Annotated in this window: 11 protein-coding genes and 2 pseudogenes; 3 read left to right on the forward strand and 10 right to left on the reverse strand. The window is 73.2% G+C overall.

The window, feature by feature from the left end; translation table 11 throughout:
* Nucleotides 1–150: 150 nt before the first annotated feature.
* The 6 genes and pseudogenes from ABZY44_RS10265 to ABZY44_RS10290 all read right to left on the reverse strand — a co-directional run bounded on the left by ABZY44_RS10265 (nt 151) and on the right by ABZY44_RS10290 (nt 7,244).
* On the reverse strand, nt 151–1,206 hold the full coding sequence (locus tag ABZY44_RS10265; RefSeq protein ID WP_356651926.1) for a BMP family ABC transporter substrate-binding protein: 1,056 nt from the start codon (nt 1,204–1,206) through the stop codon (nt 151–153).
* 272 nt (nt 1,207–1,478) lie between these two features.
* A complete protein-coding gene (locus ABZY44_RS10270; RefSeq protein WP_356652017.1) occupies nt 1,479–2,738 on the reverse strand; it encodes an amidohydrolase in 1,260 nt (419 codons plus the stop codon).
* A 137-nt stretch (nt 2,739–2,875) separates the two neighbouring features.
* Nucleotides 2,876–4,069 (reverse strand): hypothetical protein, encoded by a 1,194-nt coding sequence (locus tag ABZY44_RS10275; protein WP_356651928.1) that lies wholly within the window; start codon nt 4,067–4,069, stop codon nt 2,876–2,878.
* A gap of 95 nt (nt 4,070–4,164) precedes the next feature.
* On the reverse strand, nt 4,165–5,073 hold the full coding sequence (locus ABZY44_RS10280) for an N-acetylneuraminate synthase family protein (protein ID WP_356652019.1): 909 nt from the start codon (nt 5,071–5,073) through the stop codon (nt 4,165–4,167).
* Nucleotides 5,074–5,433: 360 nt separating this feature from the next.
* A pseudogene (locus ABZY44_RS10285) lies at nt 5,434–5,850 on the reverse strand (NTP transferase domain-containing protein); the annotation flags it as partial.
* A complete protein-coding gene (locus tag ABZY44_RS10290) occupies nt 5,847–7,244 on the reverse strand; it encodes a DUF6716 putative glycosyltransferase (RefSeq protein WP_356651930.1) in 1,398 nt (465 codons plus the stop codon). The gene ABZY44_RS10290 and the pseudogene ABZY44_RS10285, both read right to left, overlap by 4 nt.
* Nucleotides 7,245–7,474: 230 nt before the next feature.
* Here ABZY44_RS10290 and ABZY44_RS10295 point away from each other — a divergent pair, with 230 nt between their 5' ends.
* Nucleotides 7,475–8,515, forward strand: coding sequence for a glycosyltransferase family 2 protein (locus tag ABZY44_RS10295; RefSeq protein WP_356651932.1), 1,041 nt, complete (start codon nt 7,475–7,477; stop codon nt 8,513–8,515).
* Nucleotides 8,512–9,911 (forward strand): annotated as a pseudogene (locus tag ABZY44_RS10300) (polysialyltransferase family glycosyltransferase). Before ABZY44_RS10295 ends, ABZY44_RS10300 begins: the two are co-directional and overlap by 4 nt.
* Before the next feature lie 23 nt (nt 9,912–9,934).
* Here ABZY44_RS10300 and leuE read toward each other — a convergent pair.
* Entirely contained in the window at nt 9,935–10,651 is a 717-nt protein-coding gene (gene leuE, locus ABZY44_RS10305; RefSeq protein ID WP_356651934.1) for a leucine efflux protein LeuE, read from the reverse strand.
* Nucleotides 10,652–10,802: 151 nt separating this feature from the next.
* Entirely contained in the window at nt 10,803–12,416 is a 1,614-nt protein-coding gene (locus ABZY44_RS10310; RefSeq protein WP_356651936.1) for a methylmalonyl-CoA mutase family protein, read from the reverse strand.
* Between the two features lie 176 nt (nt 12,417–12,592).
* Between ABZY44_RS10310 and ABZY44_RS10315 the strand changes: the two genes are divergently transcribed.
* Nucleotides 12,593–13,450 (forward strand): peptidoglycan-binding protein, encoded by an 858-nt coding sequence (locus ABZY44_RS10315; protein WP_356651938.1) that lies wholly within the window; start codon nt 12,593–12,595, stop codon nt 13,448–13,450.
* Between the two features lie 255 nt (nt 13,451–13,705).
* Here ABZY44_RS10315 and ABZY44_RS10320 read toward each other — a convergent pair whose 3' ends face one another.
* Both ABZY44_RS10320 and ABZY44_RS10325 read right to left on the reverse strand, forming a co-directional pair.
* Nucleotides 13,706–14,815: a hypothetical protein gene (locus ABZY44_RS10320; protein WP_356651939.1), complete on the reverse strand. Its 1,110-nt coding sequence runs from the start codon at nt 14,813–14,815 to the stop codon at nt 13,706–13,708.
* Nucleotides 14,815–15,579 (reverse strand): RNA polymerase sigma factor, encoded by a 765-nt coding sequence (locus ABZY44_RS10325; RefSeq protein ID WP_356652021.1) that lies wholly within the window; start codon nt 15,577–15,579, stop codon nt 14,815–14,817. The genes ABZY44_RS10320 and ABZY44_RS10325 overlap by 1 nt, the downstream gene beginning before the upstream one ends.
* Between the last annotated feature and the right edge of the window lie 79 nt (nt 15,580–15,658).

Here is a 15,658-nt window from a genome sequence, read left to right on the forward strand (position 1 = left end):
CTACGCGCGTAGCACTGTCGGAAGTGAAAACTTGCGGCCACCCGGCCACAAGATCACATGAAACCACGTGACACGTATCGGGGCCCGGGAGCGGTAGAGACCGCTTCCCGGACCCCGGAGATCACGCTGACCGCAGGTCAGGACGGCACCTTACGGGGCGGTCTTGACCTCGATCTTCTTCGCGATGATGTCGGCCTTGGCCTTGTCCACCGCGGCGATGACGTCGGTCATCTTCTTGTACTCGGGGTTGGAGTCGGCCAGGCCGACGCCGTCCTTGTCGAGGCCGTAGCGGACCTCGCCCGTCTCGGGCTTGCCGTCCTTGACCGACTTGATCAGGTTGAAGACCGAGTCGGAGACGTCCTTGGTCACCGAGGTCAGGATGCTGTTCTTGTACTTCGCCAGACCGGCCTGGTTGTACTGGTCCGAGTCGACGCCGATGGCCCACTTGCCCTTGGCGGAGGTGGCCTCGATGGCACCGGAGCCGGCGAGACCGGCGGCCGCGTAGACCACGTCGGCGCCCTTGTCGAGCTGGCCCTCGGCGGCGGCCTTGCCCAGGTCGGGCTTGGCGAAACCGTCGAAGTTCGGCGGCTGGGTCAGGTACTGGGTGAGCACCTTGGCGTTCGGGTTGGTGTCCTTGACGCCCTGGGTGAAGCCCGCCTCGAACTTCTTGATCAGCGGAACCTCGACACCGCCGATGAAGCCGACCGTGCCGGTCTTGGACGCCTTGGCGGCGGCGACGCCGGCCAGGTAGGAGCCCTGCTCCTCGTTGAAGACGAGGTTGGCGATGTTGTTCGCGGTCACCGAGGTGTCGTCGATGATGCCGAACGTGGTGTTCGGGAACTTCTCGGCGACCTTCTTGATGGCCGGCGCGTAGGCGAAGCCGACGCCGATGACCGGGTTGTTGCCCTTGCGGGCCAGCTCGGTGAGGCGCTGGACCTTGTCGGCCTCGCCCTCGCCATCGGTGGGCTCCGCCTGGGCGCCCTTGATCTGGAGGTCCTTCTCGGCCTTCGCGAGGCCTTCGTAGGCGGCGTCGTTGAACGACTGGTCGCCACGGCCGCCGATGTCGTAGGCGATGGCGGCGCTGCTGGCCTCCTTGGTGGAGGAGGACGAGCTGTCCGAGGACTTCTTACCGCCACAGGCGGTGGCCGAGAGGGCCAGCGCCGCGGACGCGACGCCCACGGTGGCGATCCTGGTGATCCGGCGCAAGGGGAGGCTCCTTCAAAACCTGACCGAAGCGCCACGGCCGGCGCTGGTTTCGCGGCGATCGTAACGCGCGTAGATGTCAGTTAAAGGCCCGTTCATGAGTCGTTATCGGATCGTCGTGAACCAGACAGTGACCGATCAGTAACTCCCGACACGCCCAGCCCTTGCGTACCAAGGGCTGGACGCGCCCGACCCGGCGGCTCCAGATGTTGTACAAGTTTCGGCCAACATGCGGCCGGGGGGCCGGGGAAGCCCGGCCCGGCGGGGAGGGAAGCTCAGCTCGCCGGCCCGGCGCGGCGCGCTTCGGGCGTCCGCCCGTCCAGCAGCACGGCGGCCGTGAAGAACTCCACGCCCACCCCGATCGCCGCCTCGTCCACGTCGAAGTCGCCCCGGTGCAGGTCCCGCTTCGCCGTGTCCCCGGGCGTGCGGACCCCCAGCCGGGCCATGGCCCCGGGCACGTGCTCCAGGTACCAGGAGAAGTCCTCGCCGCCCAGGCTCTGGTCGGTGTCCTCGACCGACGCGGCACCGCACCGGGCGCCCATCGCCTCGCGGAGCAGTTCGGTGACCACCGGGTCGTTCACGACAGGGGGCACGCCGCGCACGTAGGTGATCTCCGACTTGGCCCGGTGCAGCGAGGCGATCTCGTCGATCGCCGCGTGGATCTGGTCGGGGGCCTCGTGCCAGGCGTTCAGGTCCAGGCAGCGCACGGTTCCGGACAGCTCCGCGTGCATCGGGATGACGTTGCAGGCGTGGCCGGCCTCGATCCGGCCCCAGGTGACCGACATGCCCGAGCGGGCGTCCATGCGGCGGGCCAGCACGGCCGGCAGGTCGGTGGCGACCCGGGCGGCGGCCGTCACCAGGTCGGTGGTCAGGTGCGGACGCGCGGTGTGGCCGCCGGGGCCGGCGAGGGCGATCTCCAGCCGGTCGCAGGCCGAGGTGATGGGCCCGCTGCGCAGGCCGATCCGGCCCGCGTCGACCCGGGGGTCGCAGTGCACGGCGATGATCTTGCCGACGCCGTCGAGCACCCCGGAGTCGATGGCCTCGGTGGCGCCCCCCGGCAGCACCTCCTCGGCGGGCTGGAAGAGCAGCCGCACGGGCCGGGGCAGCGCGCCCTGGCGGTCGAGCTCGGCGAGGACGAGGCCGGCGCCGAGGACGACGGCGGTGTGCACGTCGTGCCCGCAGGCGTGGGCGCGGTCCGGGACGGTCGAACGGTACGGGACGTGCGTCTTGGCATCCGGGATGGGCAGGGCGTCGATGTCCGCGCGCAGGGCCAGCATGGGCCGGACCCCGTCCCAGGTCCCCACGTCACAGATGAGGCCGGTCCCCGAGTTCAGCACCTTGGGGCGCAGGCCGGCTTTCTCCAGCCGGGCCTTGATCGCCGCCGTGGTGCGGAACTCGTGGTGTCCCAGCTCGGGATGCATGTGCAAGTCCCGGCGGAAGGCGATCAGTTCGGCACGCAGGTGGTCCGGAAGCTTGCCGGGCAGCTCGGGCCGGGCGGGCGCGGCGGTCTGGGGGATCTGGGACGCGCGGGACATCAACTGGTTCACCCGTTGAAGGGTAGGCGCACCCGCGCCCCAACTGGCCGGAGATCACCAAAAGTTCATGCCGTTAGGGGAAAGAAACCCGGCCTCTGGACGCATGACGGGATGTGAGCGGGGGTAAACTCGCGCGCTCATCGAGCCGCCAGGGCCGTCTGAGCAGGAAGTCTGCGCACGTCCCGGGCCGTCTCCGTGACACCGGCGAGAAATCCGCGAGCCCGCGCCGAGGCGCCGCGCGCGAGCCATCCGGGATCGACCTCGCATACGGCCACGCTCACGCCGGTACCGGCCAGGGCGTACGGCAGCGTGTGGACGACCGTGGACGGAAAGCTGACGATCGTCCGCCCGACCGGGCCGCGCCGCGCGACGAGCTCCAGCGGCAGGTCCGGACGCACGATCTCCAGCCCGGTCGCCTCGCTCAGCGCGCGCAGCTTCTCCGGGGACTCCCGGCGGTGCGCGAAGTAGCGGGTGGCGCCGTGCTCGGCGGCCAGCGCGCACACCGCTTCCCGGTAGCGGTCCGGGTCGACCACACCGGTCTCCACCAGCGAGGTCCCGACCAGGTCGGTGCCCTTCGTCAGACGCGGCGGCCCGTAGCGGGCCCGGGTCCAGGCGAAGTCGTTGAGGCGGACGGTCATCCCGGCGTGCGGGGCGGTGACGGGCATCGAGCTGAACACCTCGACGCCGTGCCCGCTCCCGGCCGCCGGGGTGAAGCGGCGCCGCGCGATCGCCGAGACCGGGGCGTACGCCAGCTCGCGCAGCCGGCCCGGCAGTCCCCCGCCGCCGGCCCGGTGCCAGCGTACGAGCCGTTCGCCGCGGGCCGTCCGGGCGACGAACTCCATGGTCGCGGTGCCGTCGTCGACCACCACGAGCTCCGTGGCGCGGACGAGGGTGAGGAGGAGCTGGACGTAGCGGGAGAAGGGGTCCCCTATGACCACGCGACGCGCCGACCGGACGTCGCGGGCGAGCGCGGCGAGCGCCCGCAGGGGCGCCAGGCGGCCCCCGCGGGCCTCCTGCCACCGCACTTCGTGACCCTCGTCCCGGGCCAGGGCCGCCATGCGGCGCAGCTGGCCCCGCGACATGGGGTCGGTGGGCGGGAGCACGACGATCCGCAGGGGCGGGGGCGGGGGCGCCGCCGCGGCGGCCGGCCGGGGGCCGGCTCCCCCGCCCCGGGCGGGCTGGTGCGGGACGGCCCCGAGGAGCCTCCCGCCGCGTCGCGCGTACTCCCACTCCAGGACGTTGAGGAGCTGGACGGGGCTCTCCACGAAAGCCAGGGTGGGGGTGCCGGTGGGAGTGCCCGTGGGGGCGGGGGTGCGGGCTGGGGGTGTCACGGCGTACTCCTCGTCAGGGGGAGGAAGGGATCGGCGCTCGGTCCGTACGGGCCCGCGGAGCCGGACCCGGCCGTGCGGCGCCGCGCAGGGCCCGCTCAGACGGCGGCCGGCTCCCCGTGGACACGGCGGAGCTTCTTCATCGGGCCGAGCTCGGACGCGTAGACCCGCTTGACGCCGTCGCCCAGGGCGGTCTCGATGGTGCGGATGTCGCGGACCAGCCGGGTCAGGCCGCCGGGCTCGACGGACGCGGCCTGGTCGGAGCCCCACATCGCCCGGTCGAGGGTGATGTGCCGCTCGACGAAGGCCGCGCCGAGCGCGACGGCGGCCAGCGTGGTCTGCAGGCCCGTCTCGTGGCCGGAGTAGCCGATCGGGACGTTCGGGTACTCCTCCTGGAGGGTGTTGATGACCCTCAGGTTGAGCTCCTCCGCCTTGGCCGGGTACGTCGAAGTGGCGTGGCAGAGCAGGATGTTGTCGCTGCCGAGCACCTCCACCGCGTGCCGGATCTGCCGTGGGGTGGACATGCCGGTGGACAGGACGACGGTGCGGCCGGTGGCGCGCAGCGCGCGCAGCAGCTCGTCGTCGGTGAGGGAGGCGGAGGCGACCTTGTGGGCGGGGAGGTCGAACTTCTCCAGGAAGGCGACGGCCTCGGTGTCCCACGGTGAGGCGAACCAGTCGATGCCGCGCCGCGCGCAGTGCTCGTCTATGGCGCGGTACTCGTCCTCACCGAATTCCACGCGGTGGCGGTAGTCGATGTAGGTCATCCGGCCCCACGGGGTGTCGCGTTCGATGTCCCACTGGTCACGCGGGGTGCAGATCTCGGGGGTGCGCTTCTGGAACTTCACGGCGTCGCAGCCGGCCTCGGCGGCGGCGTCGACGAGCGCGAGGGCGTTGCCGAGGTCGCCGTTGTGGTTGATGCCGATCTCGCCGACGACGTAGACGCGGTGGCCCGGGCCGGCGATGCGCGAGCCGAAGGTGCGGTGGCGGGCGGCGGGGGTGGCCTTCATGGCGGGGCTGTCCTTCGGTACGGGAGGCGTGGCGGGGGTGACGGGCGTGGGAGGCGCGAGTACGGGCACGAGCGCGCGGGCGCGGGCCAGGTCGTGGGGATCGTCGATCTCCAGCACCCGGGCGGGGTCGGTGGCGACGGGCACGGTCCGGCCGAAGAAGCGGTGCCGGGCGGCGCGGAAGCCGGCGGCGTCCATGGCGTAGGCGGCGCCGGTCTCCAGCAGGTCCTGGGGCCGGTCCTGCCGGCGGGGGCGGTACGCGGCCTCGTGGTTGACCCCGGCTCCGGAGCCGTCGGGCTCCGCCCGCCAGAGGAACCCGTGGAAGGGGGCCGCGGTCAGCGCGGAGTCGGCGGCGCCGGACGCGACGGCGGCGGCGACCGATTCGACGTCGGAGGCGGTGACGAAGGGGCTGGTGCACTGGACGAGGAGCACCACGTCGACGGTGACCGAGTGCAGCTCCTCGAACGTGTCGAGCGCGTGCAGCAGGGCGGCTTCGCTGGTGGCCGTGTCCCCGGAGATCCCTGCGGGCCGGGGAAGCGCCACGGCTCCGGCGGAGCGGGCCGCGGCGGCGATCGCATCGGAGTCGGTGGACACCAGGACGTCCGTGACGCTCCCGGCCCCGAGGCAGGCCCGCACGGCCCGCACCACCAGCGGCATCCCGCCGACATCGGCCAGGTTCTTCCCGGGCACCCCCTTGGACCCCCCGCGCGCGGGGATCACGGCCAGCACCCTGGGCCGGCGCCCGGAACCGGCGACGGCCGGCGCCTGCGCGGGGTTCACAGCTCCCCCAGGCGGCGGATCACCGGCGCGACCCGCTGGACGCCGTGGCGGTAGGCGCCGCGGGCGGCTTCGCGCAGGTGCGCGCGGAGCGTGCGGCGCAGCCGGGACTCCCCCTCGCGGGGCCCGGCGGCGCCGGGCAGCGGCCTTCCGTCGGGGCCGAGGTGGTGCCGGGCCAGGATCCCCGGCAGGTACCCGGGAGCGGTGGACCCGGTGTAGTAGGGGGCCGGGGCAGGGAGCCGGCCGGCCTGCCCCAGCAGCTCCGCGAGCCGCGTCCGGGCGGCGGCGTGGGGGTCTTGACCGGCACCGGCACCGGTCCCGAGCACGGCCGCGGCCTGCGGCACCGGCCCTCCCCCGGCCCGTTCGGCACGGGCGGCCCGCGGTGGCGCGCCCGCCCGGCCCACGCCGTGGGCGGCCAGCCAGTGGGGGTCCGGTTCCGGCAGGAGGCCCGCGTCGAGCTGGGTCCAGGAGGCCAGGCAGCCCGAGCCCAGGAAGTGGTGGTTGCCCAGGCTTTCGCGGATGCCCAGGTCGGTGAGGATTGCCGTCGGGATGCCGCGGTGGAGGGACTCGAGGGCGGCCGTGGACGAGACGGTGACCAGCAGGTCCGTGGTGTCGAGGACCTCGCCCATGTTCCCGTACGCCAGACGGCAGTTGGCGGGGAGGCCACCGGGCAGCCGCTCCGCCAGACGCTGGTACGGGAGCTCCTCCACGTGGGTGGTGTGCTCCCCGGGGCGGCTGCGCAGTTTGATCAGCACCTCGCGCTCGGGGTGCAGCCGGGCGTGTTCCGCGGCCCGCCCCAGCAGGTACGCGCGGTCCGCGCGGCCCGCCGGTACGGACGGCTGCACCGCGAAGACCACCCGGCGGGGCGGGTCGCCGGCCGGTTGGTACGGCTCCCCGTCGAGGAAGGGCAGCGCCGTCTCCACCACGGCCGCCGCGTCCGCGCCCACGCCTTCGTACACCTCGCGGAAGCGCTCCGCGTCGTGGCGGGAGTTGGCGAGGACGAGGTCCGCCCCGTGCCTGAGCAGCAGCCCGTCGGCGAGCTTCTCGTAGACGACTCCGACGTACCCGGTGACGAGGACCGGCCGGGTTCCCGGTCCGGGCCACAGCGCCCTCGCCCCGTGCAGTACGGCCTGCACCGCACCGCCGACGAGCGCGAGGACGACCACGTCGTACGGCTCCCGCCCCGGGTCCGACAGCTCGGTGAGGAACTCCGTGCAGGTCACCTCGGTCAGCCGGTCGGCCCGGACGCCGACCTCGCCGAGCTGGCGCGCGGTGGGGGTCGCCCGGCCGCGCAGCAGGAAGCCGGTCAGGCGCACGGAGCCGGGCTTCGGGGAGAGGCGGCGCGCGGTGAGCGCTCCCCATTTCCACCGGGTGTCGGAATCGGCGAGTACGGCCACTCGAAGGACGGACCGATGGGCTGCGGCGGGCGCCGCTCGATTGCTTGCTGGCACGCGGCAGAAGCTATTCCGCCTTGCCGGTGACCGGCCCAACGAGCGCACAACAGCGGGTTAACAACCCGTCGAAGAAATGCGAAAGCACCCGGGTTAACGCGCCCGCCGTGCGTCGTTCACACGGATTCCGCGCCCGGGCCACGGCGAATGGCGAGCGGCACCCTAATGTCTCGCGAATGCTCAAACTCTCTCTGGTCGTTCCGTTCTACAACGTGCAGACATACGCCCCGGATGCCCTCAGAAGTCTCGAACTCAATGCCCGGGACGATTTCGAGTTCCTGCTCGTCGACGACTGCTCGACGGACGGGACGCCCGCGCTGCTGGAGCGGGCGGCGCGCGAACTGCCGGGCGCCGTGCTCCTCGGACGCGAACGCAACGGCGGCCTGGCGACGGCGCGGAACACCGGTCTCGACGCGGCCCGCGGGGAGTACATCGCCTTCCTGGACGGGGATGACTGGCTGGCGCCCGGCCATCTGGCCCGCACACTGGCCGCCATACAGGCTCTGAACTGCGATTTCGTCCGCACCGACCATGTCCGGTGCACCGGCAGGACGCGCAGCGTGCAGCGCGTCCCCTACGGCCCGGAGTCGGTCGTGGCCGACCCCCGCACCGGCATCCTGCCCGCCTCGCGCGCCACCTCGGTGGACTACCCGTACGCGTGGGCGGGGATGTACCACCGGCGGCTGCTGGACCGCGGGCTGCTGCACTTCACGGACGGCCTGCGGACGGCGGAGGACCGGCCCTGGATCTGGCGGCTGCACCGGGAGGCGAAGTCGTTCGCCGCGGTCGGCCTGCCCGGCACCTTCTACCGGCGCGGAGTTTCCACCTCCCTGACACAGATCGGGGACGAACGGCAGCTCGATTTCATTCGCGCGTTCGACCAGGTCCTCAGCGATACCGCCGCCGACCGGGAATTCGATCTTCTTCTTCCCAAAGCCGTCCGCACCTACTGCGCAATCATCGCGCACCACATCGGGTCCACCGAAAGGTTCGAACCCCCCGTGGCCAGGAAACTCCGCGCGATGAGCGCGGCCGCGCTCGGCCGAATGCCCCAGGACGTCCTCGGCCAGGCCCTGAACTCGATGGACTCCGACCGCGCCTCCCTGCTTCGCCGTCTGCGCCGCCGTCACGCCGCCACCGCCAGGGCCGGCGGTGTGACCGGCGGGGCCGCCCCCGGCGCTCCCGCGGCCGCGGCCCGCCCGGAGGTGTCCGCATGAGCGGCGCCGGCGTCACCCAGGTGTTCCTCGCCTCCACCCTCTACGGCACGGCGGCCCTCGCGGCCGCGCTCGACGCGGACGCCTTCCCGCCCGCCGCCCGCCGGATCCTGTTGACCAGCAACCACGCCGTCACCGCCGAGATCACCCCCGGCCTGACCGCGATGCCGGGCTTCGCCGCCCTGCGCACCCGCTTCGACGAGGTCCTCGACTGGAACGCGGTCGTCGCCCCGCAGCACCCCTGCGTCTGGGCCCCGCGCACCGAGGACGTCCCCCTGTGGGAACGGCAGTTGCGCGCCGCGTGGGGCCTCGGTACGGACCGGGTCGAGCTGATCGTGGAATCGCTCCAGGTACCGCCCGCGCAGAGCCTGTGCCTGCTCTTCCCCGGGGCGGCCGTAGAGGTCTACGCCGACGGGCTGATGAGCTACGGCCCCACCCGCTTCCGGCTCGACCCGGGCCTCGGCAGGCGCGTACGGCGGGTGCTGTACCTGGACCTCGTACCGGGCCTGCAGCCGCTGCTGCTGACCGAGTTCGAGGTCCGGGCGGAGGTGATCCCGGCGGCGGCCTTCCGCAAGGTCGTCGCCGGGCTCGACGTGCCGGACCACGCGCCCGTGGGCGAGGCCCCGGCACTGCTGCTGGGCCAGTACCTCTCCGCGCTCGACCTGATGCCGTCCCGCGAGGAGGAGGAACTGCACGGGGAGATGGTCCGGGGCGCACACGCGCTGGGCCACCGCGACCTGGTCTTCAAACCGCACCCCAGCGCCCCCGCCGTCTACGCGCGGCGGGCGCGGGAGGAGGCAGAGCGGCTCGGCGCCCGGCTCACCGTGCTCGGCACCCGCTCGCCGAGACCCTCTACGACCGGCTGCGCCCCGCCCTGGTGGTCGGCTGCTTCTCGACGGGGCTGCTGACCGCGGCCACCCTGTACGGGCTCCCGGTCGCCCGGACCGGGACGCAGGCCGTACTCGCGCGCCTGGCGCCGTACCAGAACAGCAACCGGGTCCCACTGGTCCTGGCCGACGCCCTGCTGCCCGACCTGGCGGACGCGGCGGCCGTGCGCTCCTGGACCCCGCCGGGGACGGCGGCGGCCTCGGCGACCTCGGGGATCGCACGGACCCTGGGGGACACGGCGGCCATGGGCGGAGCCACCGCAGCCACCGAGCTCACCGGCCTGCTCACCGCCGTCGGGTTCACGATGCAGCCCACGATCCTCGCCGCGCGCCGGGCGGAGGCCGAGCGCTGGCTGGCCGGGAACCTCACCCCGCGCACCTGGCGCTACTTCACCCGCCGCCGGCTGACCTCGCTCGGTCTGCCCGGCGGCATCCCGGCCCGGCTGTCCTTCCTGCCCCGCAGCCGCGCGGTGCGCAGCGCCGCGCGCCTGGTGCGCCGGGCGATCAGCTGAAGCGGACCGGCGGACCGTACGGGCTAGCTGACGGCGAGCTTGGCCGCGAAGCCCAGGAACAGCACGCCCGCCGCCGAGCTGGCGCCGGCGGACAGCCGCTTGCGACTGCGGAAGGCGGCCGCCAGGCGCGTCCCGCCGAATATCAGCGTGGTCAGGTACAGGAAGCTGCCGAGCTGCAGCAGGCCGCCCAGCAGCAGGAAGGACAGGGCCGGGTAGACGTAGTGCGGGTCCACGAACTGCACGAAGAAGGACATCAGGAAGAGGATGGCCTTCGGGTTGAACACGCTGATGAGCAGCGCCCTGCGGTAGGGCCGCTCCTTCTCGCCGGTCCCGGCCGCCGCGGGCGCGCCGCTCGCGTCCGCTGCCGTGGCCTGCGCCTGGGCCGTGGCCTGGGCCTGCGTCTGGGCCCGCGCCCCGGCCTCCGACCGCTCCCGCCGTGCGCGCCACATCGTCCACGCGCCGCGCAGCATGCCCACGGCGAGCCAGGTCAGGTAGCCCGCGCCGAGCAGTTTGACGATCCCGAAGAGCATCGGGCTGGTCTGCAGCAGGGCTCCGGCGCCGACCGCCGCCAGGGTCATCAGCAGGGCGTCCCCGGTGAAGACGCCGCAGGCCGCCTTGTACCCCTCGCGGACCCCGCCGCGCGCGGCGGTGGAGAGGACGTAGAGGGAGTTGGGGCCCGGCAGGAGAATGACCAGCACGAGGCCGGCGAGATACGTCGGAAGATCTGTGACACCCAGCATGTGCAGGAGTGTCGCATGAGGACGCACCTGTCGCGCCAGTGGGTTTCACCGTGTGGACACGGGCCGGGAACGGAGCGGGCGGAGCGGCGCGACCGGGCACCGCCCCGATGATCACCGCAGGTCACGGCAGGTCACGGCAGTGCGTCCCGGGTCACCAGGTGGAGTCGGCGGGCACGTACGTCCCCCACACCTCCCGCAGCACCCCGCACACCTCCCCCACAGTGGCCCGCGCCCGCAGCGCCTCCCGCATCGGGTAGAGCACGTTCGCCGTCCCCCGCGCCGCCTCCCGGACGGCCGCCAGCGCCGCGGCCACGGCCGCCCCGTCGCGTCCCGCCCGCAGCGCGGAGAGCGCCGCCCGCTGCCGGCCCTCGATGGCCGGGTCCACGCGCAGCGGCTCGTACGGCTCCTCCTCGGCGAGGGCGAAGCGGTTGACCCCGACCACCACCCGCTCGCCGCTCTCGGTCTCCCGCGCGATCCGGTACGCGTTCCGCTCGATCTCCCCCTTCTGGAAGCCCGCCTCGATCGCGGCCACCGCCCCGCCCATGTCCTCGACCCGCCGCATCAGGGCGAGCGCCGCCGCCTCCACGTCGTCCGTCATGCGCTCCACCGCGTACGAACCCGCGAACGGGTCGACGGTGTGCGGCACGTCCGTCTCGTACGCCAGCACCTGCTGCGTCCGCAGGGCGAGGCGGGCCGCCTTCTCCGTCGGCAGTGCGATCGCCTCGTCGAAGGAGTTGGTGTGCAGCGACTGGGTGCCGCCCAGTACGGCGGCGAGCCCCTGCACGGCCACCCGTACGAGGTTCAGCTCCGGCTGCTGCGCCGTCAGCTGCACCCCGGCGGTCTGCGTGTGGAAGCGCAGCATCAGGGATCTGGGGTCCCGGGCCCCGAACTCCTCGCGCATGACACGGGCCCAGATGCGCCGGGCCGCCCGGAACTTCGCGACCTCCTCCAGGAGGGTGGTGCGGGCGACGAAGAAGAACGACAGGCGGGGTGCGAACGCGTCGACCTCCATCCCGGCGGCCAGCGCGGTACGGACGTACGCGATCGCGTCGGCGAGCGTGAAGGCGATCTCCTGCGCGGGCGAGGCCCCGGCCTCGGCCATGTGGTAGCCGGAGATGGAGATGGTGTTCCACTGGGGGATCTCGGCCCGGCAGTAACGGAAGGTGTCCGCCGTCAACCTGAGCGAGGGTCCGGGGGGGAAGATGTACGTCCCCCGTGCGATGTATTCCTTGAGCACGTCGTTCTGGACCGTCCCGGTCAGCGCGGCGGCCTCGATCCCCTGTTCCTCGGCGACCAGCTGGTAGAGCAGGAGCAGCAGCGCGGCGGGGGCGTTGATCGTCATCGACGTGGACACCCGGTCGAGCGGGATCCCGTCGAAGAGCACCCGCATGTCCTCGACCGAGTCGATCGCGACGCCGACCTTGCCGACCTCCCCGTGCGCCTGCGGGGCGTCGGAGTCGTGGCCCATCTGGGTCGGCAGGTCGAAGGCCACGGACAGTCCGGCGGCCCCGCTCGCGATGAGCTGCCGGTAGCGGGCGTTGGACTGCGCCGCGTCCCCGAACCCGGCGTACTGGCGCATGGTCCAGGGCCGTCCGGTGTACATCGTCGGGTAGACGCCCCGGGTGTACGGGTACGCCCCGGGTTCGCCCAGTTCGGTCGCGGGATCCCAGCCCGCCAGGTCGCCCGGCCCGTAGACGGGCTCGATCGGGTTCCCGCTCTCGGTGTGCGCGCGGGGCGCGCGCCCGTCCCCATGACCCGTCCTCATGACCCGTCCTCCGTAGCTCCGAGGGGTCCGGGGCTGGTAGAACCGTCCCCGCGACTGCCGCTGGTCACAATGGCGCAACATCGCGGCGTTCCCTGCAACTGTCCACGCCCGTCAGGCATCACCTAGATACACGTCTGAGAAATCGGGGGAATGCAATGCACCGCCAGAAAGTCATAATGCGCACTCTGGGCCTGGCCACCGCCGTCGCGCTCGCCGCGACCGCATGCGGTCCGCAGAAGTCGGAGTCCGCGGGCCCCGCCTCGTCTGCCCCCGCATCGCCCACGGCGGTCGCCTCCCCCGAGACATCGCCGTCCTCGGACGGCAAGCCCGGAGACGCCTCGCCGTCGGCGTCCGCCTCGCCGTCCGCCTCGGCCTCCCCGTCGGCGTCCCCCTCGCCCACCGTGAAGCAGATCATGGCCAACGGGGACGACAGCGACCAGGTGCGCGAGCTGCAGGCCCGCCTGCGCCAGCTCAAGCTGATGTCGGTCGCGCCCACCGGCTTCTACGGCTCGAAGACGACCGCGGCGGTCAAGTCCTTCCAGACGAAGAACAAGCTGACGGCCACGGGCGGCGTGGACGAGCCCACCTGGAAGAAGATCCAGAGCTCCTCCAAGAAGCCGACCGCCGACGAGCTGCGGCCGCCGGCCGAGAACGAGGCCGACGCGCCCGACCCGCGCTGCATGACGGGCCGCGTCATGTGCATCAGCAAGGAGAGCCGCACGCTCACCTGGATGATCGACGGCAAGGTCGTCTCCACCATGGACGTCCGCTTCGGCTCGGAGAACACGCCGACCCGCGAGGGCGAGTTCAAGGTGGACCGCAAGGAGAAGGACTGGGTGTCGACGATCTACCACACGCCCATGCCGTACGCGATGTTCTTCAGCGGCGGCCAGGCCGTGCACTTCTCGGCGGACTTCGCCGCCCGCGGCTACGCGGGTGCCTCGCACGGCTGCGTGAACGTCCGGGACAAGGGCAAGCTGTCGGCGCTCTTCGGCGCGGTCCAGACCGGCGACAAGGTCGTCGTCTACTGGTGAGTCCGGCCGTGGGCCTGAGGTTGAGGGCGCGGGCGGGATCGGGGGAACGAATCCCGCCCGCGCCATTGGCGCAGAGCCCAGGGGTACGGGGGGAACCCCGGCTCATGCGCGGCCGATGACCAGTCGGCTCGTTATGTACTGCGCCACCGGGTCCAAAAGTGTTACAGCCGGTGCGGGGAGCTGTTTCCGGACACTGTCCGATACCCGGTGTCCCACCGTCGGGAGGCCCCCGGGGCGCCCTGCGGTTCGAGGCCCTCAGCCGCGCGAGCGCAGCCCGAGCGAACCGTCCGCGCCCTGTTCCACGTCGGCCGGGGTGGCCGGGTTCAGCGGCGGGGAGTCCATGGGGACGCCCCCGCCGGTCGCGGGCGACGTCCCGCCGCGGGTGTCGCCGCCGGTGGCCCCGTCGAGGACCGTCTTGCAGTAGCGGGGGATCCGCAGCAGCCCCTTGGCCAGGCGCACCAGCTTCTCGCGCCCGTCGTTGTCGATCTTCCCGGACCGGAAGGCCCGGCACAGCTCCACCGCGCGGGTCCGGCCTTCGGCGTCCTTGAACGCGCCCGTGCCGCCGCCGTCGGCGCCGCCTTCGAGAGAGGGGTCCTTGCCCCCGCGGTCCGGGGTGGGGCCGTTGGCCGAGGGGCCCGTGCTCGCTCCGCCTCCCGCGCCGCCGGCGCCGTACCCGCCGGTCGCGGCGTCCCCGCCGGATCCGTCCGGCGTGCGGCCCTGCGCGTCCTGGGTGTCCCGGGGACCCGGGGTGGTCCCCTGGGTCCCGTCGCCACCCGGTGAGGTGAACCCCGGCTGCGGGACCAGCATCAGGTCGTCGCCGCCCGAGGCGTCCGAGGAGGATCCCGTGCTCACCGAGACGGCCGGGGCGTGCACCGCGCCGTCGTGGGTGCCCCGGTCGAGCAGCCCCGCGCCGGCCGCGGCCGCCAGGCCGCCCACGGCGACGCTCGCCACGGCCGCCGCGAGGACGAAGCGGACCGGCCGCCCGCGCCGCGGGACGACGCCGGGGCCCTGACCGCCACCGCGGCCCTGATGCCGCTCCGGACGCGGACCGGCCGCTCCGAGCGGGCCGAGTGCACCGAACGGGCTGAGTTCCACCACTGTCTCGTCGGAGCCGAGCCCCTCGGCGGCCGCGGCCCCTTCCCGGGGCGCCGGGCCGTACGCGGCGCGGAAGGCGGCCAGCGCGGCGGCCTCTCCGGGCAGTTCTCCGACACCTGACGGCGGGCGCTCGGCGAGTGCGCCGAGGGCCGCGCGCAGCCGCTCGGCACGCGCGTGGGCAGGGTGCTCGGCGGCAGGTACGGCCGGTTCTCCGCGCAGCAGTCTGTCCGCCGCGGCCTTGTCCAGCCACCTGTCGCGCTCGTCGGCCATCACATGTCCTTCTGCGTCCGCCAACGTGAATGCGTCACACCGGTTTGTTCCACGAGTCCCCCACCGCGGCCGCGCTGTGCCGGTACGGCGTCGAGATCCCTCCCGCCCCCGCCGTCCCGTTCCTGGTCACGTGCCACGTGGCCACCGTCGTCGCCATTATGGCCGAGGGTGCGGTCCGCTCCGGAGCCGATGTCGGAGTCAGGCTCGAAGCCGCCCTCCTGGCAGAGCAGCTCGGCCAGTTTCTTCAGGCCCCGGTGCGCGGCGGTGCGGACGGCGCCGGGGCGCTTGCCCAGCGTCTCGGCCGCGGTCTTGGCATCGAGGCCGACCACGACGCGCAGGACGACGGCTTCGGCCTGGTCCTGCGGGAGCTGGGCTATGAGCGCCATCGTGCGCCCGGTGGAGAGGGACTCCATGGCCTCGCCCGCGGTGTCGGAATCCGCGGCGCGGCCCGTCAGCTCGGTCTCGTCGCCGCCCACGGCGGGCCGGCGGCCGCGCATCCGTATGTGGTCGAGGGCCCGGTTGCGGGCGATGCGGGCGGCCCAGCCGCGGAAGCGGTCGGCGTCGCCGGTGAAGGAGTCGAGGTCGCGGGCGATCTGCAGCCATGCCTCGGAGGTGACGTCCTCGGCGTCGCCGTCTCCGACGAGCGTGCGGACGTATCCGAGCAGGCGCGGGTGCACGGCGCGGTACACAGTACGGAACGCGTCTTCGTCGCCGTCTTGTGCCGCGAGCACCGCGGTGGTCAGCTCCGCGTCGTCCCCCAGCAAAGTCCCCAACCCGTTCACTGTCCTGTACGTCTGGCGCAAATCAGCACGTTACGGCGTTCAAGCACCTTCGTCCACGAGT

Origin of the sequence: Streptomyces sp. NPDC006544, from assembly GCF_040611715.1 — a bacterium.
Taxonomy (GTDB): domain Bacteria; phylum Actinomycetota; class Actinomycetes; order Streptomycetales; family Streptomycetaceae; genus Streptomyces.